The 20246-nt window shown below is 39.2% G+C and carries 19 protein-coding genes; 8 read left to right on the top strand and 11 right to left on the bottom strand.

What is annotated here, in order from left to right; genetic code table 11:
* Nucleotides 1–67: 67 nt before the first annotated feature.
* Complete coding sequence (locus DSM106972_RS15195) at nt 68–661, bottom strand: chromophore lyase CpcT/CpeT (RefSeq protein WP_127081484.1); 594 nt, start codon at nt 659–661, stop codon at nt 68–70.
* Nucleotides 662–948: 287 nt separating this feature from the next.
* On the opposite strand from DSM106972_RS15195, the gene psb29 reads away from it, so the two are divergent.
* A complete protein-coding gene (gene psb29, locus DSM106972_RS15200; protein WP_127081485.1) occupies nt 949–1626 on the top strand; it encodes a photosystem II biogenesis protein Psp29 in 678 nt (225 codons plus the stop codon).
* Nucleotides 1627–1703: 77 nt separating this feature from the next.
* Here psb29 and DSM106972_RS15205 read toward each other — a convergent pair whose 3' ends face one another.
* From DSM106972_RS15205 to DSM106972_RS15215, 3 genes are all read right to left on the bottom strand, one after another.
* Nucleotides 1704–2066 (bottom strand): phage holin family protein, encoded by a 363-nt coding sequence (locus tag DSM106972_RS15205; RefSeq protein ID WP_019492929.1) that lies wholly within the window; start codon nt 2064–2066, stop codon nt 1704–1706.
* A gap of 255 nt (nt 2067–2321) precedes the next feature.
* Complete coding sequence (locus DSM106972_RS15210; protein ID WP_127081486.1) at nt 2322–3017, bottom strand: ExbD/TolR family protein; 696 nt, start codon at nt 3015–3017, stop codon at nt 2322–2324.
* A 57-nt stretch (nt 3018–3074) separates the two neighbouring features.
* Nucleotides 3075–3872 carry a MotA/TolQ/ExbB proton channel family protein gene (locus DSM106972_RS15215; protein ID WP_127081487.1) on the bottom strand — a complete coding sequence of 266 codons (798 nt, stop codon included), beginning with the start codon at nt 3870–3872 and terminating at the stop codon, nt 3075–3077.
* A 177-nt stretch (nt 3873–4049) separates the two neighbouring features.
* On the opposite strand from DSM106972_RS15215, the gene DSM106972_RS15220 reads away from it, so the two are divergent.
* Nucleotides 4050–4379 carry a YkvA family protein gene (locus DSM106972_RS15220; RefSeq protein ID WP_127081488.1) on the top strand — a complete coding sequence of 110 codons (330 nt, stop codon included), beginning with the start codon at nt 4050–4052 and terminating at the stop codon, nt 4377–4379.
* A gap of 172 nt (nt 4380–4551) precedes the next feature.
* A complete protein-coding gene (locus DSM106972_RS15225; RefSeq protein ID WP_127081489.1) occupies nt 4552–5361 on the top strand; it encodes a sugar phosphate nucleotidyltransferase in 810 nt (269 codons plus the stop codon).
* Between the two features lie 8 nt (nt 5362–5369).
* Here the strand turns inward: DSM106972_RS15225 and DSM106972_RS15230 are convergent, their stop codons facing one another.
* The gene (locus DSM106972_RS15230) at nt 5370–6464 is read right to left on the bottom strand and encodes a bilin-binding protein (protein WP_127081490.1); all 1095 of its coding nucleotides are present in this window, start codon (nt 6462–6464) and stop codon (nt 5370–5372) included.
* Between the two features lie 1899 nt (nt 6465–8363).
* Here DSM106972_RS15230 and DSM106972_RS15235 point away from each other — a divergent pair.
* The 3 genes from DSM106972_RS15235 to DSM106972_RS15245 all read left to right on the top strand — a co-directional run bounded on the left by DSM106972_RS15235 (nt 8364) and on the right by DSM106972_RS15245 (nt 11797).
* Complete coding sequence (locus DSM106972_RS15235; protein ID WP_127081491.1) at nt 8364–9824, top strand: glycoside hydrolase 100 family protein; 1461 nt, start codon at nt 8364–8366, stop codon at nt 9822–9824.
* Nucleotides 9825–9976: 152 nt separating this feature from the next.
* Entirely contained in the window at nt 9977–11311 is a 1335-nt protein-coding gene (locus DSM106972_RS15240; protein ID WP_127081492.1) for a 16S rRNA (cytosine(967)-C(5))-methyltransferase, read from the top strand.
* Between the two features lie 63 nt (nt 11312–11374).
* Nucleotides 11375–11797 (top strand): tellurite resistance TerB family protein, encoded by a 423-nt coding sequence (locus tag DSM106972_RS15245; RefSeq protein WP_127081493.1) that lies wholly within the window; start codon nt 11375–11377, stop codon nt 11795–11797.
* A 125-nt stretch (nt 11798–11922) separates the two neighbouring features.
* Here DSM106972_RS15245 and psb35 read toward each other — a convergent pair whose 3' ends face one another.
* Nucleotides 11923–12150: a photosystem II assembly protein Psb35 gene (gene psb35 / locus DSM106972_RS15250; RefSeq protein WP_127081494.1), complete on the bottom strand. Its 228-nt coding sequence runs from the start codon at nt 12148–12150 to the stop codon at nt 11923–11925.
* Between the two features lie 278 nt (nt 12151–12428).
* Nucleotides 12429–15029: a transglycosylase domain-containing protein gene (locus DSM106972_RS15255; RefSeq protein WP_127081495.1), complete on the bottom strand. Its 2601-nt coding sequence runs from the start codon at nt 15027–15029 to the stop codon at nt 12429–12431.
* A 213-nt stretch (nt 15030–15242) separates the two neighbouring features.
* Between DSM106972_RS15255 and folK the strand changes: the two genes are divergently transcribed.
* Nucleotides 15243–15722 carry a 2-amino-4-hydroxy-6-hydroxymethyldihydropteridine diphosphokinase gene (gene folK, locus DSM106972_RS15260; protein ID WP_127081496.1) on the top strand — a complete coding sequence of 160 codons (480 nt, stop codon included), beginning with the start codon at nt 15243–15245 and terminating at the stop codon, nt 15720–15722.
* 16 nt (nt 15723–15738) lie between these two features.
* Nucleotides 15739–16287: an NUDIX hydrolase gene (locus tag DSM106972_RS15265; protein ID WP_127081497.1), complete on the top strand. Its 549-nt coding sequence runs from the start codon at nt 15739–15741 to the stop codon at nt 16285–16287.
* Nucleotides 16288–16346: 59 nt separating this feature from the next.
* Here DSM106972_RS15265 and DSM106972_RS15270 read toward each other — a convergent pair whose 3' ends face one another.
* From DSM106972_RS15270 to DSM106972_RS15290, 4 genes are all read right to left on the bottom strand, one after another.
* Complete coding sequence (locus DSM106972_RS15270; protein WP_186538518.1) at nt 16347–17219, bottom strand: shikimate dehydrogenase; 873 nt, start codon at nt 17217–17219, stop codon at nt 16347–16349.
* A 396-nt stretch (nt 17220–17615) separates the two neighbouring features.
* A complete protein-coding gene (locus DSM106972_RS15280) occupies nt 17616–18155 on the bottom strand; it encodes a protein-tyrosine phosphatase family protein (protein ID WP_127081499.1) in 540 nt (179 codons plus the stop codon).
* 9 nt (nt 18156–18164) lie between these two features.
* Nucleotides 18165–19202, bottom strand: coding sequence for a GTPase ObgE (gene obgE / locus DSM106972_RS15285; protein WP_127081500.1), 1038 nt, complete (start codon nt 19200–19202; stop codon nt 18165–18167).
* A 132-nt stretch (nt 19203–19334) separates the two neighbouring features.
* Nucleotides 19335–20021, bottom strand: coding sequence for a Mo-dependent nitrogenase C-terminal domain-containing protein (locus tag DSM106972_RS15290; RefSeq protein WP_127081501.1), 687 nt, complete (start codon nt 20019–20021; stop codon nt 19335–19337).
* Between the last annotated feature and the right edge of the window lie 225 nt (nt 20022–20246).

Consider the following 20246-nt stretch of genomic DNA (forward strand, 5'->3'; position numbering starts at 1 on the left):
AGTAATGAGTAATGAGTGCTGAGTGCTGAGTGCTGAGTGCTGAGTAATATATTAAAACTCCTAACTCCTAACTCCTAACTTTGGTGTAGCAAAACGGCCCCATGATAGCTCCCCAAGTTGCTTTTCCTGTTTCTCCGTCAATTCCTTTGTCGTAAGTTTTTAGTTCTGTTTGAGTAACTTCAAACCCTAACGAGACTTGCACGGTGTTGCCGAGGTAAGTAAAAGTGCATTTGGCTTCTTTTGGTGGCACCGCTGAAAATTCGTAACAGTTGGGTGCTAGTTCTTTTACTGACACGTTTAGTACGCAACCGGGTAGCAATTCTAACTTGTCACTGGTTAAACTTTGTATTTTGCTTGGGTTACTGCCTCCACCAGCTAATTCACCTGGGTCTTGAGGCATATAGTATTGAACGCTAATGGGTGTATCTGAGTTACCTGTCTCACGTAACCTCATAATTCTCTGTCTATAAGGTTTGTCAAGGCTAATAATATTTGCCTGTTCGGCGAATATAGTTATGCTGTCTTCTTTAAAAATGGGTACAGGCGCCTGCCATAAGCGCAAGTGGACATACCACACAGGGTCTTGGAGTGTTTGTTCTTGGTTGTCAAATTCACCAGTGAGGTATTCAGCGAGAGCTAGTAGCTGCGATGAGAAGGGCATTTCGGTAATATTAATTTATGCTGTATTATGTTAAGAAGAAGTTACACATTATAAAGATGCTTAAATTAAGTATCGTGAGTATGTAATAACTCCTACAGCTATAATAATAGAGATGCAGGATACAAAAGCCTTGTGTCTTAAGATGCAATACGGGTATATTCCATTCTGATAGCATCTGAGCTAAAGAGCGTTAAAGCTATTAGCGCCTAGAGTATAGTCTTTTGACTTTCCTTGTATTCAAGTACAAGAAAACAAACATTCCTTCGTCCTAATAAAGAACTATTGTTGTGAATAACGTCCGTACTGTCTCTGATACAAAGCGAACATTCTACTCGCTTCATACTCGCCCGGTAAACACAATTTATCGTCGAGTTGTGGAAGAGTTGATGGTGGAAATGCATCTACTATCAGTTAATGTAGATTTCAGCTACAACTCAATTTACACCTTGGGTGTTGTCACAGCGTTTGACCGCTTTATGCAAGGTTATCAACCAGAAAGCGATAAAGCATCAATCTTTTATGCTATGAGTCAAGCAGTTGAGGCAAATGAAGACCAATATCATCAAGATGCCGCACGCTTGCTTAATGTTGCCAAGAGTTTACCTGTAAATGATTTGGTTGCGTGGCTGAGTCAAACTAATCGTTTAGAAAACGATACGCAATTACAAGCTGAACTCGACGCCATTGCTCACAATCCGAAGTTTAAATATAATAGATTGTTTGCTATTGGTATATTTACACTATTAGAAGCATCTGACCCAGAAGTTGTTAAAGATGAAAAGGGTCGTACTGAAGCTCTCAACTCCATCGCTAGGGGTTTGAATATTTCTGACGACAAACTCAATAAAGATTTAGAGTTATATCGCTCCAACCTCGATAAAATGACACAAGCTATGGCTGTAATGGCTGATATGCTGCAAGCTGACCGTAAAAAGCGTGAAGAACGCGCAAAAGCTAAACAATAGTAAAGTAATGAGTGAGTCGTGCTGAGTGCTGAGTTATTTCCTCTTACTTTATACTCAGCACGACTCACTTTCAACTATTAAATCGGTACGATGCGGTAGATAATGTTACTGACTATTGACAATGCTAAGGCGCCCATTATTGCGCTCCAGATGCCATAGCGTAAACGAAAACCCTGTACAAAATAAGCAGCTAAACAGAAACAAATAACTCCGATAACGAAGGTAAAAAAGTCGGGAAAGAAGTTAAAGGTTAAAGCATTTGGTATTGCAAATACAAAGGTAAGAAGCGGTTTAACCATTACTGTTATAATGCCAAGAGCGGCAGCAGCAGTAAAAGTTTTGTCAGGAGAATCAATATCAACTCCAATTGGAAGTTTACTGATAGCAAAAAAGCTGGCTGCTGTTACAAACCAAGCAATCATAATTGATGTAATATTCATTGCCACATACCCTGAAACGTTAATGGCGTAGGCTTGTTATTATGGTGTCATCGTTTGCAAGAAGATTCTTCCGCAGCAATAACATCAAATATGAAAGTTATTATTTGTAAATTTGAATAATAAATTCCGCTATCAGAGAACTATTTTAAATATTTTTATTTTTTTTCATTTTTGATAAATTAATCCCCCCAAGCAGAACGCTCTATAAGGGGGGTTAGGGGAGATTATTTTAATTATTATTTGTTCTAGGCGCCTTTAAGGTTGTGCTGGAACTGTGCCGGGATTAACATTTTGCCCACTAGGTGCAGTTATACCTGGAGCCGGAATTGGCGGAGCTTGATTAGGTAAATTAGGATTAATGTTACCTTGTGGGTTAATTTGTGGGTTAATTGGTTGAATAGGGTTTGGCACCACAGTATTTGGTATTGTTTGGTTAGGAATGGCGCCTGGTGTTGCTCCGGGTAATGTTTGGTCGGCGCCACTGGCTGATACTGCTAAAGAAACACGGTCGCCACCAACTTGTCTCAGTAAATCTATGGTTCCAATTACATCATTGTAGCTTACTGAACGCGCTGCATATAATACTAAAGGTTTTGTCGGATTTTGCTTGACATAATTTTCTAAGTATGATCGCAATTGCTCTTTGGGAATTTGAGTTTGCGCCTCTGTGCTAATGTCAATAATTTGACCTAGCGCGTCAAGATATAGTACTAGTCTTTGCCCATCTTTTGTTTCTGCTTGGTTAGCTGGTGAGCCAGGTGCAGATGTTCCAGGAATTGTTGTTCCTGATTTGGCTGGTGCTAAGTCAAAGTTAATACCACGTATTGCTTGTTGTCTAGAAAATTGTAGTGCTGCCAAGAGAAAAAACGTCAAGATACAAAAGATTACGTCTATTAAAGGAATGATTTGTACTTGAGCCTCATCTTTGGAATTATTAAGGTTTATTTTCATTCACGTCTCCGCATCTTGTATCTGAGTTACGTTCGTATTGTTCTATTAGTTGTTGAACTATATATTGTCTGAATCGCTAGGGTTTGGTTCTGTTGGAGCTTCGTAAGGGTCGCCAAACCGATTTTTTCCTCTCTTGCGTGGAGAATTTCCTCCCGAATTTCTATTGCTGTTGGTTTCTGGTGCCAGCAAAGTTGGAGTTTCTGTATTTACGACATTGGTATCAACATTGATATCAGATGGAGGTGACTGGCGGTACAATAGTTCTAACTCGTTACCTGCTTTGCGAAATACCTGAACTTGGTTAAAAATGAATGACTGAAACAAGCGGTAAAATACCAAACTTGTAATTGCCACTACTAGTCCTGCTGCTGTACTAATTAATGACTCCCCAATACCTGTAGTCACTCCTGCTGTTGCTTCGGTTCCTAAATCACCGATTTTAATCGCGCGCAATGACTGAATTAGTCCCCACACTGTACCAAACAATCCTAAAAGTGGCGCCAGGGCAATTACTGCTTCTAAAAGCTTCTCACCACGTCGCATTCCAGTTAACTCATCTTCAGCAGTTGCTTCTAAGGCAAGTCGAAAAGTTTCAGGGTCGTTTTTTGTCAAACTCAAAGGAGCATATAAAAATCTGCCAATTGGCTGGTCAGTTGCTCGTTGGGCAATATCACGAGCTAATCCCCAATTTTCACGCGCAGCTTCTAAAACGCGCTCGACTATTTGACGCTCTTGGTTCAACATGCGGAGCCAAAACCATAACCGCTCAAAAACTACGCTTATCGTCAAAACTGACAACGCGAGTAGCGGATACATCGCGGGTCCGCCTCTTCTAAATTCAGCTATTATATCCACGGTTAAAACTATCCTCTCCTAAAAACGACAAGCAAGCTATTAAGCTCTAGTCTGGCTACACAGCAGCCATTACAGAAATAAGTTTTTCGCACCTTCTGGACAATTAAGGGCGGTTATTCCCACAGGAAGTTTAAGGCAATATCATGCAAAATTAAAGCTAATAAGGAGGTTCAATATATGAAATTCTCGATTCAAGCTGTTTACGGATGGTACCGTGATTTGATACGCAACCCCAAATATCGCTGGTGGGTAATTCTAGGTACAGCTTTGTATTTTATTAGTCCATTTGATATTGCTCCAGACTTTTTACCTATTGTCGGACAAATCGATGACGCTTTTATATTGACTTTACTAGTATCAGAAGTATCTCAGTTAGTGATTGAGGGCTTTAAAGCGCGTAAAGGAAACACCGAGGTTAGCGATAGTACATATACTACTACCACAGCAAGTTCACAAGCTAATACACAGACACAGACGATTGATGTGGATGCTGTTTCAGTTGAGTAACGGTTACAAAGGCATAAACTATAGATATATATATAGTTAACCTCTTCTTAAGCATGAGTTTTGTTTGAGAAGGGGATATTTATTTATCTACCAATTCATACAGAATTTCCGTAAATATTCAAGTGATTTGTGATACTTGTAATATTAATATTTTAATTAATTGCAAAGCTGTATGAATCGGCGAATTATAGGACTGTTACCTGCGGGTGGGCAAGCAACACGTATTTCACCTTTGCCATTGAGTAAAGAGTTATACCCTATTGGGTTTCAATTTAAAAATATTTGTTATCAAAATAACTTTAATGATAAAGAGGATAAACTACACCCTAAAGTAGTTTCGCATTATTTGCTCGAAAAGATGCGGCTAGCAGGTATTGAGACAGCGTATTTTATTTTGCGACCTGGAAAATGGGATATTCCTGCTTATTTTGGTGATGGCTCAATGCTTGAGATGAACTTGGGGTATTTAATGATGGGATTGCCTCATGGTGTTCCTTTTACACTAGACCAGGCGTACCCGTTCGTTCAAGATGCGATTGTGGCTTTGGGTTTTCCTGATATTTTATTTGAACCGCTTGATGGGTTCCAGCGAATTATCGCACGTCAAGCTCTTGGCGCCGATGTTGTTTTAGGGTTATTTCCTACAGAACAACCCCAAAAAGCTGGTATGGTTGATTTTGATAGTACGGGTAAAGTTAGCCTAATTGTTGAGAAACCCCCACAATCGAATTTACGATATATGTGGGCTATCGCTGTATGGGCGCCTGCATTTACAGAGTTTTTGCATTCTTTCGTATCGAATTTAAAGTTAACAAATGATTTGCTGAGTCTGCCTGAGTTGCCTATTGGTAATGTGATACAGGCAGCTATTCAACAAGGTATGCGTGTTGAAGCTGAGGTTTTTGATAATGGTAGTTATTTGGATATTGGCACACCGAGTGATTTGATGCTCGCTGTGCAGCGGTTTGCTGGGTGTACGTAATAATCACTTTAGTGATTGAGTTGGAAATCACTGAAGTGATTATTACGAAGGGGGTCTTCAGGGTAGCCTAGACGATGGCGCCCAGACCAGAGTAATTCTTGGACTTGTTTGGTGTAGGGTTGTATTAGCTGTTTTGCTTGGGGATTTATGCGATTTAAAATTTCTTGTTCTAGAACCTGCCACCATTTTTCTGTTAGTTCCCATTTGATGTTGACTCCTTGAACAACCATCGCGCACAAAGGTAGTAACTCTTGCTGTATTGGTGCGATGGTACCTTCAAATAGACATAGCCATAGGTAAGCTTGAAACATAGTTAAGTCGCGAATGCATGAGTGAGCTATATCCTCGTCACCCAAGTGACCACGACGACTTCGATATTCGGGAAATAATTCTAACAGTCGATTATAAACTGAAGAGGCAATAGACGGCGCCGCTGGTAGCATTTCTTCGACTAAGCGAAACTCAGCAGAATCAACGCTATACTTGGCACTCGCAGCACAAACTCTTTGCCAAGGTATTGCTACTTGCTCTTCAACGAATTTTAAATAAGGAGCAAGCAGGATTTTTTCTTCTGGCTCAAGCTTTTTAGCAATTAATTTATTGGTAAAATTTAACTGCGTAGTCATAAATCCTAAAGCACGCCAGTCTTTAGAGGCAATATGCTGTTCTTGAAACACGAGTAATGTCGGTTCAAGTGCATACGCTAACTCTTGGATTGCAGGTAGTTCTAAGTTTGAAAACGATTCGTCAGTTAGCGCTTCGTCTGCACAGGGGGATTTTTGGTAAACGTCGATTAACTTTTTGTATACGCGAAACGCAAACTGTGTAATTCGACGTGCCTCCGTCAAATCCATCACATTCGGTATATAAGCATAAAGTGTCTTTGTTTGTATCCATCCCATTTGGCAGTTAACGGTCAGTATATTATCTTTCAGCTTGGTCGCGGTTAAAGTTCGACCTTTTAAAGATGCACTCTCAAGCAACTTACTACCTAGTGAGTTTTGATTTAAGGTTCGATTCATGCCAAGTGTATAACGCTGTGCCCAGAGGTTAAGCAAACGTTCAACTGGCGGAGTTTCTAAAACTTGAGTTGTTTTTAGCATAGATTTTTCTCTAAGACAGTCACATTACTACTGCAATGCAATTTGTGTAAAATGTATCCTTGTTATACAATTTTCGATAAGTTAAAGTACTTATTAATAGTTACAAAAATGTTACAAATGTCTATATTGATTAGAGTAACACTATATCATGTTCTGCACGTGATAATACGTAGAAAATCTCACTATTTTTTCGTTTGAGTTTACATAAACTTAACCTTTTAATAAATGCACCTTTATATTGCAAGGCATAGAAATTTCAATAAGAATTATTACCTAAGTAGTTTTAGTGATGTATACAAGTAGCTATTTTTATTTTATATTTAAGCAAGTTGACGGTTGTTTATATCTTAGGACGGCATAAAAATATATACAGGACTTACGCATGAAAACCTAGAAACCTGGAATATACGTTGATAGCATGTAATAAAAATGACGATTTGTCTGCGACAATGAATGCGCTAGATTCCAGGTTTATGCAGCGTAAGTCCTAATATACATAAATCCAGTTTCTCAAATTTAAATTTACAGTCGCTTTAAAATTAATGCTGATTATTTCATCATTCTTTACTAAGTAATTGTATATGGGGGCTAGCTAACATATATACATCGGTGATATCTTGGTAATGTCACTAGTCAGTCCAGACACTTTAGTTTTTGTTATAAATTCCTTCTTATGTATTTGTTTTGTATAACCGTTTACAGATGTTACGCTTTTTTAAGTAAAAATAATAGTAAGCGTAGTAATTAAAGCTGACTGATATTTTGTCTTAGTATTAAAAATCGTTTTTTTGCGAAAGCTTGTACTAAATCAACCTCTGTCTAATCATATTGCAATTCAATAATCGCAATTTAACACAAACACTTTAAAATTTTTTAATACCAATAAAGTTAGTATGTAAAAAAACTAAATTCACATCATGATATCAAAAAACTGAAAATTTGGTAAGCATGATTAGAATAATTTCGAGTGCTAGTCAATTTGAGAATTTTGTACATACACTTATTATTTCAGATTATTTTAGCTATGCAGTATTTTATCGTCACAATATTAGCTCGTTTGCCTTCATATAATAGTCAAGCCAACTCAATGCTTGAATACGCAGAACTAACTTGTTGATTATCAATACTAAAGGCTAGACAAAATGTGTATTTTGATACTTGACATGACTCAAGCAAAGTTAATAGTGTCAAAAATATTTAATCTACCTCTAAATTGATAATCAGATTTATTAATTTTGTTAATTTTTGTTATTTGTCAAAAATGACACTTTGCAAACACTTTATAAATGTTTGCGATTTTTTGCATTTGTGTACAAGGCAATTATATAAAGGGTTTCAAGGTTTTGTGTTAATGATTCAAATTTTATTTAAGGTTAACTATGTTGCTAAAGCATACGTGTAATGCGTGGATTATGAAAATAATGTTGCATATTGTGAAAAAAGGTTATAAATTATGATTAATATGTATTTAGATAATTATGTCTGGTAACTTGAACATCTTGTCGGTAAAAGCTGGTAAAACTACTTAATTCTAAATTTCCCGGATAAGTCAAACTAATGAGTTTGTTTGTGAAACAAAATATCTAGGTAGTAGAAATAATTAGTTATATCTTGTTAAATAAGCAAGAGTGCAAGTTTGTAAAATTTGAGCATTTGTAGTACAAGCAAAAGCTTAAGACAGGTATTAATTTACATTTAACAAGCAATATCCACAATTGGTTTACAAGCGAGAATCGTTAATTTAATGGCGGTTTGAGTGAGTAAATATAGTCTTCCATTTAAAAGTGCAGATAATAAGATTTGCTTTTTCAGAAAACAGTATTGTTAATATGAAGATAGCAAGTTTATAAAAGGCGCTTCTACCATTAATCATTGAAATTGAAAAGGAGTTTTCTGACGATGCAACTTAAGGACTTAGCAGCAACAACAGTAAAAGATAACGATATCGACGTAGAAGCTTGGGAAGCTTTAGAAAAATCTATTGTGTACTATCAAGGGCGCCCAGTTGGAACTGTAGCGGCATTTGATAATTCAACAGAAGCGCTGAATTATGACCAAGTATTTGTACGCGATTTTGTGTCATCTGCTCTGATATTTTTAATGAAGGGTAGAACTGATATTGTTCGTAACTTCTTAGAAGAAACTCTCAAGTTGCAACCAAAAGAACGTGAACTCGATGCTTACAAACCAGCACGCGGATTAATGCCCGCTAGTTTTAAAGTTGTGTCAATCGATGGTAAAGAATACCTTGACGCTGACTTCGGTGAACATGCTATAGCACGAGTCACACCAGTAGACTCTTGCTTATGGTGGATTATTTTGTTACGCGCTTATGTCGTAGCAACCAAAGATTTCTGTTTCGCTTATCAACCAGAATTTCAAACTGGTATCAAGTTGATTGTAGAATTATGTTTGGCAAATCGCTTTGATATGTACCCAACACTGTTGGTACCCGATGGCGCCTGTATGATTGACCGTAGGATGGGAATTTATGGTCATCCCTTAGAAATTCAAGCTTTGTTCTATGCTTCACTACGTGCAGCACGAGAACTATTAGTATGTGAGTACAACGAAAATATTGTTGCTGCTATCGATAACCGTTTACCCTTATTGTGCGCTCATATTCGCCAGCACTACTGGATTGATATAAACCGTCTCAATGCAATTTACCGTTTTAAAGGCGAAGAGTATGGAAAGGCGGCAGTAAATCTATTTAATATATATAGTGATTCGCTTCCTTATTATGAACTAGACAAATGGCTACCTATTAATGGTGGTTATCTTGCGGGTAATGTGGGACCGTCACAACTCGATACGCGCTTCTTCTCGCTCGGTAACTTGATGGCAATTATTTCTGAGCTAGCTACTGAAGAACAATCGCAAGCGATTATGAATTTGGTAGACCAACGCTGGGATAATTTAGTTGGGGACATGCCGATGAAGATTTGTTTCCCTGCTTTAGAAGGTGAAGAGTATCGAATTGTCACTGGATGTGACCCTAAAAATATTCCTTGGTCTTATCACAATGCTGGAAGTTGGCCCGTTTTATTGTGGATGTTGGCTGCTGCTGCTGTGAAAACTAATCGTGTTGACCTTGCTAAGAAAGCAATTGCTGTTGCTGCTCCACGTTTGAAGAATGATGAGTGGGTTGAGTACTACGACGGTAAGAAGGGAAGATTGATTGGTAAGCAAGCTCGGAAGTACCAAACCTGGACTATTGCTGGCTTTTTACTTGCTAAAGAACTTATTGAGAATCCTCAACACTTGCCTTTGGTTAGCTTTGAAGAATTACCGCAGGAACTTGTATCGCGTGCGTGCGAGTTTGAAATTGGTAGCGTTGTTGATACTGCGCGGTATTAAAATTTAGGGGCGGGTTTTCGGTATTTTGGAATTAGGGGGCGGGTTTACGATATTTTGGAATTAGGGGGCGGGTTTACGATATTTTTCTACTAGTTGGAGGATATGGGTTAACCCGCCCCTACGATATATATATTCTGATAATCGTAATTTTAATGTTTTCTGCTCGTCAAATTGCTTTTATTGCTTTGCGTGATGTCCATAAAGGCGCCTTTGTTGATGTTGCTCTTGACCGTGCTTTACAAAAATATAATTCAAAATCGAGTTTGGCTGATAATGAACGGCGCCTTGTTACTGAATTGGTTTATGGATGTGTTCGGCGCCAACGAACGCTTGATTATTTTATTGACGTGCTTGGAAAGAAGAAAGCACACCAGCAACCAAAGGACTTGCGTACTATTTTACATATCGGTTTGTACCAATTGATGTACCAAGACCGCATACCCGCTTCTGCTGCTGTAAATACTACTGTTGAACTTGCAAAAGATAATGGTTTTGTACAGCTAGCTCCGGTTGTGAATGGGATGTTACGCTCGTTTATACGTGAGGGGGAAAAGCAAAAAGGGGAAGGGTTAGGAGTTTTATATAGCTTTCCTGATTGGATAATTGATGTGTGGGTGAAACAATTTGGTGAAGAAGAAACTGAGAAATTATGCCAATGGATGAACCAAACACCGACAATTGATTTACGGGTTAATTTGCTTCGTGCGACGATTAGAGAAGTTGAAACAGCTTTTTACGATAGTAATATTAAATATGAAAAACTTACTTATTTACCCCAAGCTTTACGTTTAATTGGTAGTAACGGCGCCATTCAAAATTTACCAGGTTATGAGCAAGGTTGGTGGAGCGTTCAAGATAGCAGCGCGCAGCTAGTAGCTCACTTACTCGACCCGCAACCAGGAGAAGTGATAATTGATGCTTGTGCGGCTCCGGGTGGAAAAACAACTCATATTGCGGAACTGATGGGTGATGAAGGTAAAATATGGGCTTGTGACCGTACTGCTTCGCGACTTCGTAAACTTGAAGAGAATGCTCGTCGTTTACAGTTAAAGTCTATAGAAATTTTTACTGGGGATAGTCGGAGTTTAAGAGAGTTTATTAATTCTGCTGACCGCGTTTTAGTTGATGCTCCTTGTTCCGGACTAGGTACTTTACACCGTCATGCAGATGCACGATGGCGCCAAACTCCTGAAAGTGTAGAAGAATTAGCTGTGCTTCAGCGTGAGTTATTGTCGAACACGGCAAAATATGTAAAACCCGGTGGTGTATTAGTCTATGCTACATGCACATTACACCCACTCGAAAATGAAACGGTTATCGAGTCGTTTTTAGTTGCAAACCCAAACTGGGAAATTGAGGCACCAAGCATTAATTCATTCCTAAATAAATATATAATGCCCCAAGGCTGGTTAAAAGTGGTGCCGCATCAACATAATATGGATGGTTTTTTCATGACCCGGTTAAGAAAATCAAACAATTCTCAGTAAATACTCGCTTGTATTGTTAGGATTGCATCAAGGTGAAATCCACTCATAAAGGTCTTGCAGTATATGAGAACCGATTCGAGCGTAAAAACACAAGTAAAAATACTGATAGGCGCCGCATGGATTGACGGTATAATCCAACCTGAAGAGCGTAAATATCTACACCAAATCGCTCAAGCGAATAATTTGACAAACGACCCAGAAATAAGACCGTTTCTGTACGAATTCTTATCAGTAAAACCAAACGAGTTTTACAAATGGGTACATGAGTACTTAGGAGAACATCCGACTCACGAAGATTGTCAAAAGTTGATTGAGTCAATTAGTGGGTTGATATATAGTGACGGTGATGTTGCGAGTGAAGAAGCGAAGCTATTGAGTAAGCTGTTGAAATTATCTGATAGCAAAGATTCTAACAAGCCAGTAGCGGACACTATTCTAAAACAGATTCAAAAACTGTACCGTCGTTGGATTGAAATCCAAAATTAGAATAGTTAGGAGTTAAAAGTTAGGAGTTAGGAATTATCAGTTTTTAAGTGTTGAGTAGGAAGTAGCAATACAAAATTTTAACTCCTCACTCCTCACTCCTCACTCCTAACTCATAACTCATTACTTTATTCAGTTTTAGGTTCTCCAATACCTGGGGTTTCCTCTTTTTCAACTTTGGGTACAACACTTGGACGTTCTTTGTCTTCCCAACCTACGGGACGTTTTGAGTTATACCAAGCTATGGAACCTATCGTTGTAGCAGCAATAAAACCAATTACATATACTGCAACTGAAGCTACTGGAAAACTAGGCTCTTGAGATACGGCGCCTGCCGCTTGCATGAATAAGTACATAAGTATTTTCTCTTGTTAACTGCGCTACTTATGACCGTATAAAAATTAGGCTCTGACTTCATCTCCCAGTAGGGAGAATGCTCAAAAGTACTGTAGAAGGAGATTTAAATTTCTTGAGGATGAGTAATCTTTTATACAATTAAATTTTAATAGTAAAAAACCCGCGCAAAAAGCATGAAAGTTGTTTGTGCGGGTATGCAGTTATTGGGTGTGAGATTCCAGATTTTGAGAAAATCGAGAACCTTTTATATTATTTTATTGTAGTATACTTAGCCTGACTAACCACCATCTGGTCTCAAACGTTCACGCCATGATGGTGTGCTTGGTGAGGAATTGTTGCTACCTGAACGGCTACTTGAACCTTCAGAACCAGAACTTCGAGAACGTGAGGGTCTAGAGCTACCGCTATCTGAAGAAGATTCTAAACTTCTACGACGACGCGACGAAGACGTTGGTTGAGATGACGAAGAAGACGAATCTGAATTTGAAGAACTTCTACGTCGGCGCCTTGGACGAGACTCTGAGGAAGAATCTGAGCTATTATTTGATGTGCTACTCGACGACGAATTGGAATCATCGCTTCGACTACGCCGTCTGCGACGACGTGGCGTATTATCATCTGAGTTATCTTGCTGGAAGCTTTGGTAAGAACGTCGGCGCCTTCTCGATGATTGTTCGTTATTGTTATCGTTAGTGTCGGAACTTACTTGACTACTGCGGCGCCTTCTCGACTGTCTAGAAGAATCATCACTCCAACTGTCATCACCAGAGCGCTCGTTACTAGAGAATGAACGGTTGACAAGTCGTCTAGCTTTGACTGGTTCAGCTTTAATAGTGCCTTTACGACGGTTGAGTTTTGGACGTTCGGCAAATTGTTCAACGGACATTCCTTTTACAGCTTCTTCCATAAACTCGTGCCAAGTGTAAGCCGCACTCGCACTACTGCCGTAAGTAACATTATTATTATCGTTACCCAACCATACCCCAGTTACAAGTTGTGGAATAAATCCAATAAACCACAAATCACGAGCTTCATCAGTCGTTCCTGTTTTACCTGCGACTGGACGATTACCCAGTTGTGCAGGTTGACCAGTTCCAGATGTTACAACATTTCTTAACATCCAGGTTGTAATATTAGCGCTATCCGAATCAAGCGCGCGAACGGGTGTAAAATTTGCCTTCCAAATTTCTTCACCTCGACGATTCAGAATACGGGTAATACCGTGTACTTCGTTATGAACCCCTTCAGCTGCAAAACTACCATAAGCACTTGTTAATTCAAGCAAATTAACTTCAGAAGAACCAAGTGCTAAAGAATACATTGGTCGAAGTTCAGATTTTATACCCATTTTATTGGCAAGGTCGATGACAGGGTTAAAGCCCACTTTCATCAAAATTCGTACTGCGACAATATTAATTGATTTAGTTAGGGCAGTTCGCATATCAAGCGAACCTCGATAACCTTCATCAAAATTCTTTGGTTCGTAACCGTCTACTACTAATGGACTATCTTGAAAAGTGTCATAAGGACTCATGCCAGTAGCAATAGCTGCTGCATAAAGAAATCCTTTAAAAGTTGAGCCAGGTTGTCGCTGTGCTTGGGTGACGCGGTTAAATTGGTATTTACCAAAATCTTTACCACCCACCATCGCTTTAATTTGTCCAGTGCGGGGGTCAATTGAAACTAATGCTGCCTGTTTGAAGTTTTCCCAACGTCCTTGATTTCGCAATGTTTTCGCGACAGCTTTGTCTGCTGCTGCTTGCATCGTTGGGTTGAGAGTTGTTTCTACGGTTAACCCACCTGCTTCTATAACTTCGGGTGAAACGTACTTCGGCAGTTCTTTTTGAACAAAGCTAGTAAAGTAAGGAGCTTGAACTTCTAAGCGTTTGGGTAGGCTTGATTTAATAGTAAGTGTTTCTGAAACTGCTTCAAGTCTTTCGGCAGCAGTAATTACACCGTCTTCAAACATTCGCGTTAAAACTAAATTGCGACGCTGTTTTGCTGCTTCGGGGTTTTTATCAGGAGCGTACACACTTGGTGCAGGCGCCAAACCAGCGATAGTAGCCATTTCACTCAAAGTTAGTTCGCTAACTGGCTTACTAAAATATACCCAAGAAGCATCACCAACACCATAGGCGCCAGAACCAAGGTAAACAAGATTTAAATATCGTTCCAAAATCTTGTCTTTGCTTAATTCTTTTTCCATCTTCTGAGCTAAACGCACTTCTCTAACCTTACGCAACATAGTTTTTTCTTGCTTCAGGAAAAGAATACGCGCTAACTGCTGGGTAATAGTACTACCACCTTCAACAACATTTTGCGAGCGCAAATTATTGACTATAGCACGGGCGATACCAGTAGCATCAACTCCGTTATGTTTATTAAAGCGTCGGTCTTCAGAAGCAATAAAAGCTTTTCTGAGTTTTTCGGGAATTTCTGAAAGTGCTAACTGTTCGCGCGTTGCTGGTCCAGACTGCTGTAAAATTGTGCCATCAACAGCTTTAATAGTCAGCGTTTGCTCACGCACCAAACTGTTGAGTTCTGAAGTAGGAGGTAAATTTCGGTCGATAGACGAAATAGTGTTAGCCACCGCAATGGCGCCACCACCTAGACCTAAGAAAGCGATAAACCAGAACCGACGGTATAGCGGTTTTGGGTGACCAGGGAGTTTAGAGACTATTGTAGATGACACTCTCCCGACTTGTTCCCGCAACTGCTTACCTTTGCCTTGCTTGCTTGGCTTCTCTTCATCAGTCGTCAATTCTGAATCAACCTCAACAGTTGGTTGAACATCGTCGCCCGATGGCAACTCAAAATTGTTTGTATGCGTATCACTCAAGTTGGTTTTGTCTTTGAACCAAGAGGTAAACTTAACCACGTCAGTTCCTCATATGAAGCAGTTGCTAATTAACGAATAATCAAAACTTTTGAATCGAAGCACTATGTTTGTGTTAGTATAACATTCCATCAGAGTTTAATTATATATACTGTTATTTAACACTTACGTATAATTTTTTTCAATTCAATTTCGTAAAATAAAATACATTAATAATACGAATTGTTGAAATAAAGCGTAAGCGGGAAAAACAGCTTGTCTAATAATACAGCTAATACAGCGATTGCTTTAGGAAGCAATATTGGTGACAGTCACACGATTTTATTAGGGGCGATTGACGCGATAGCGCAAACGCCGGGAATTAGATTAATTTCCCAATCGAGTTTGTACCGTACCAAAGCGGTAGGTCCACCACAGCCAGATTATCTTAACGGTTGCGTTTTATTGCAAGTGGAAATGATACCAGAATTACTGCTAGAAGTATTGTTAAAAATTGAAAATAAGTTTGGGCGCCTGCGTGGTGAGCGTTGGGGACCGCGTACCCTAGATTTAGATATATTATTATACTCAGACCGAATTATCGAAACACCGAAATTACAAATTCCTCACCCTCGGATGCGAGAACGTGCTTTTGTGTTAGTGCCACTTATGGAAATAGCACCAGATTGGATAGACCCAGTTTCAGGTCTAACGATTAAAGAGCTTATTAAAGATGTAGACTGTACCAAAATATAAACAAAGCTAACTGATTATGCCATTAGGTAGAGAATTACCGCAGCTACTAAAACAGCGCTTATTCTATAAGGGAAGAAAGTTTGATTTTGAAGTGAATCGGTTACGTTTACCCAATAATGTTGAGGGTGATTGGGAGTGTATTCGTCACCCAGGAGGCGCCTTAGCAGTACCCGTAACATCAGATGGCAAACTTGTACTGGTGCGTCAATATCGTTTTGCGGTGAGTGGGAGAGTTATCGAGTTTCCTGCTGGTACTGTTGAAGTAAATGAAGACCCATCAGAAACAGTAAAGCGGGAAATTGAGGAAGAAACCGGTTATCATGCGAACCAATGGCAAAAACTTGGCGAATTTTTTCTGGCACCTGGTTATTCGGATGAAATTATTTACGCATTTTTGGCAACTGATTTAGAAAAGCTGGAAAAACCACCTGCACAAGATGATGATGAAGATATCGAAGTGCTAATTTGGAGTCCCGAACAGTTAGAGAACGCCATTTTAGACGGTGAACCCATTGATGCCAAATCAATTTCTAGCTTTTTACTAGCACGGAAGTTTTTAAGTTAAGAGTGCTGAGTGCTGAGTGCTGAGTGCTGAGTGCTGAGTTAAGAGTAAAGACTCAACACTCAGCACTTTCTACTCAGCACTTCTATTAAAGTTTGACGCATGACATCGACGGGTACTGTTTCGCGTTGTAGCCAAATTTTTAAGGCTGCGGCGCCTTGTTGTACTAACATTTCTAAACCGTTTATAGTTATGGCTTCGGCTTGTTGGGCGAGTTCGAGAAATTTTGTTGGGTTTGGATTATAAGTTAAATCGTAGGCGATGGCGCCATCTGGTAAGTTATTTATTTCTTCGGGAGTTAAAGGCGCCTCATCAATATGAGGATACATGCCAATAGGTGTTGTATTGACAATGAGATTTGCTTGTGGGATATATTTTGGTAGTTTATCCCAGTGATGTACATGTAAATGTGCAGCTATTGTTGAATTGTTCCAGCTTTCATGAAAGGCAACTAATTTATTTAGGTTACGTCCGACTATGTGAATTTCGGGACAACCTAATTGCGCGCATCCTGCAACAACTGCGCGTGCTGCTCCTCCGTTACCTAAAATAACTGCTGTAGTGTTAGACCAATCACGGTTATATGTTGATTGTAGGGGAGCAATAAATCCTTCAACGTCGGTGTTTGTACCAATCCATTGATTATCTTTACGAACAACAGTGTTAACAGCACCGACAGATTGAGCCAGACTTGAGATTTCGGATAATAGGGGAATAATTGTTTGTTTATGGGGAATGGTAATGCTAAAACCTACTACTCCAATTGCTGCAAACCCTTCTAAGGCAGCTTGTAAATTTTGTGGTGCGATTGGAAATGGCAGGTAAGCATAATCTATTCCCATCTGAGCAATGGCAGCATTGTGCATACGAGGTGATAGCGAATGCTCTACTGGATATCCTATTACACCTAAAAGCTTGGTTGTTCCTGTAATCAACGTTGGTAGCCCCAAATGGTCGGTGTTACAAATGCTTGTGCATAAGTTGACAAGTTTATTACTAATTATATAACTAGAGGCAAATGATTTACTATTCGTAAATTTATGTAATTAAGGCGCCCATGATTATGGGCACTGTTGCTAGGATAGAGAATATTCTCTCCTTGCCTACATAACTGAATAGTTAAAGATATTACGCTGCTGCTCGTTTCAAGTTTACAAAATGTAAAGGATTGGGGTAATGCTTTATACTGTCGAGCCCGGTGATACTTTGTTAAAAATTACAGAGAAGTTTTATGGAAATCGTCTTTTTTGGCAACTAATTATTGATGCGAATCCAGATGTAATTGTACTAATGCCAGGAATCAGAATGTTGATACCTTTACAATGTGGTTATCACTGATGTTTGTTACGGCATTTATCAAGAAGTGCATTTAGTTCTGTTACAACTTTCCAAGGATTTTTGACGTAAAAAGGAGCGGCAAAAGCTGCTTCATAAGGGTCTCTACCTGTTTTTTTAACAGCAGTAATTGCCTCGTGGTTTGATATTCCGCGACTATATACTAACCAAGCAGCTAATACATGTCCTGTACGTCCAATTCCTCCTCCGCAATGCACAACTACTTTTTCGCTTTCTTGAAAAGCTTCGTTGAGAAACGGCAAGATAATTTGAGTCAATGTTTCTTCGCTTGCTAAGTGAAAATCTTCAATCGGCGCCGAGCATACTTTATTCGCTCCAAATGTTTGATAATAAGTTTCAAGTAGGTTTAATGGGTAACGGGTTAATTGAGCATCTGCAAGCAAGCAACAAACTCTCTGGATATCTTGTTCCTGCATAAACTGTACCCAGTTATTAACTTCCTCGTTTGAATAACCGGGTTTAGCTGCACCATAAACTATGGTTTCTTTTTCATCAGCAGCATAAAATTTATACATTCTTGTACATTAAAGGGCACTTGCTAGTAACAAATTTTCATCAATTGCGTTAATTTCATCAAGTACTCGCCATACTTCTTGCATTAATTCTTCTAGTCCTGCACGTGTAGCTGCTGAAACTAAATAAATTTTGGCATGGGAAAGATGGTTTATTTGAGTTGCTATAGCATCTAAGTCTACGCTTTCTCTATCAACTGCATCAATTTTGTTAAGGGCAATAATTTGTGGTCGCTCTGCTAACGAACGTCCGTATGCTTCGAGTTCTTGTTGAATTGTTTTGTAGTCGTCAACAATGTTTTCGCTCGTAGCATCTATTAGGTGTAATAAAACACGAGTACGTTCGATGTGACGTAGAAAATCGTGTCCTAGTCCGGCGCCAGTTGAAGCACCTTCGATTAAACCAGGAATATCGGCAAATACGGTACCATCACCAGTAGGTTTTCTGACTACACCTAAATTAGGTATAAGGGTTGTAAATGGATAGTCGGCGATTTTTGGACGTGCGGCAGATAAAGCAGAAATTAAAGTTGATTTTCCAGCGTTGGGTAGTCCAATAATTCCAACTTCTGCTAAAAGTTTTAATTCGAGACGCAGTAGTTTAATTTCGCCATCTAAACCAGGAAGTGCATATTCTGGCGCCCGGTTGCGGTTGCTTAAGAAATATTTATTTCCTAGTCCACCTTTACCACCTGCGGCAACTAGTAGAGTTTGTTCAGGTTGAGTTAAGTCACCAATTATGTTACCTGTTTGGGCATCGTAAATAATTGTGCCACAAGGTACATCGATAATTAAGTCTTTGCCATTGGCGCCTGTACAATTATTGGGACCACCACGGGTACCATTTCCAGCCTTAAATTTATGGTTGTAGCGAAAGTCAAGCAAAGTTTGTAAATCTTCAACAGCGCGAAAATATATCGAACCACCTTTACCACCGTTACCACCTGCTGGTCCACCTGCGGGTACATATTTTTCACGCCGGAAAGCGACGATTCCATCGCCACCTTTACCAGCTTCAACTTCAATATCTGCTTGGTCAATGAATTGCATAAGTCAAAAGTGCTGAGTACTGAGTGTTGAGTAATAAGTTAAGAGTCATGAGTCTTCTATTATAAATATTCTTAGCACCATTAACCTAATTAATTCGGTCTTTACACTCAGCACTCAGCACTCTCCACTATTTTATATATACGGGGTGACATCCTCACCACAATCATCAGCTAGGTAAGAAAGCGCACGGAAACGCAACCCTACTAGTTGTTCGTAGATGGGATTGAGTTTACATAAGGGAGGGATATGAACTATTTTGCGCTTAAATAAAGTGACATCACGTTCAAAAGGACATTGCGAGGGAATCATTTTACACAAGAAACGCGCAACTCTAGGGTCATGAATTTCAAGCTTATCTAGCCAGTCACGCACTGGATGAAGCGCATCTGGGTGTTGACGACTGGGAGTTGTAGTTATAGTTTGTGACGTTGCTGGGTCAATTTTTTCTGGATGTTCAAGGGTGTGACGTAAAGCTTCAAGAATATTTTCTGGTTCACCTAAAGCTTTGCACAACTCATGAAGCATGTAGTCTTCACTTTTGGTATATGTACCATCGGCAATTGCCACCATCACGGCAGTTCGTAAGAAATTTTCTGCTAGAGGTGTACCTTTACCTAGTACAATTGCTAGTTCGTCTGGCGAAATATCTTCTAGTGATTCGATTACTAGGCCAGGAGCTAACTCCTGCTCGGTAATGCTAGCAATTAACTGCTGTTCTTGGTCATCGAAATCGCCATCTGCCCAAGCAATAGCGAGCAACCCGCGCAACCACGCACTCACTTGTTCGCTGCTGTAAGGAGATTTTACCGCACTCATCATAAAGTCATGCCTAAAGCTGTATTTATGTCCATAGTAGCGAACGGTAAGTTAAGGCAGTAAGGGTGAAAATTGGAAAATGAGGGGTTTACTATTAGGTATTTTTATCATTTGCTTCTTGTTTAAATATTTTATTTTATTATTGTGACAGACTTTATATTGAATATTACAGTATAATTTATATACCCAATATTAAGAATTATTTCTAATTATTTTTTCAAGCTAACT

Source organism: Dulcicalothrix desertica PCC 7102 (genome assembly GCF_003991905.1).
In the GTDB taxonomy this organism is placed as follows: domain Bacteria; phylum Cyanobacteriota; class Cyanobacteriia; order Cyanobacteriales; family Nostocaceae; genus Dulcicalothrix; species Dulcicalothrix desertica.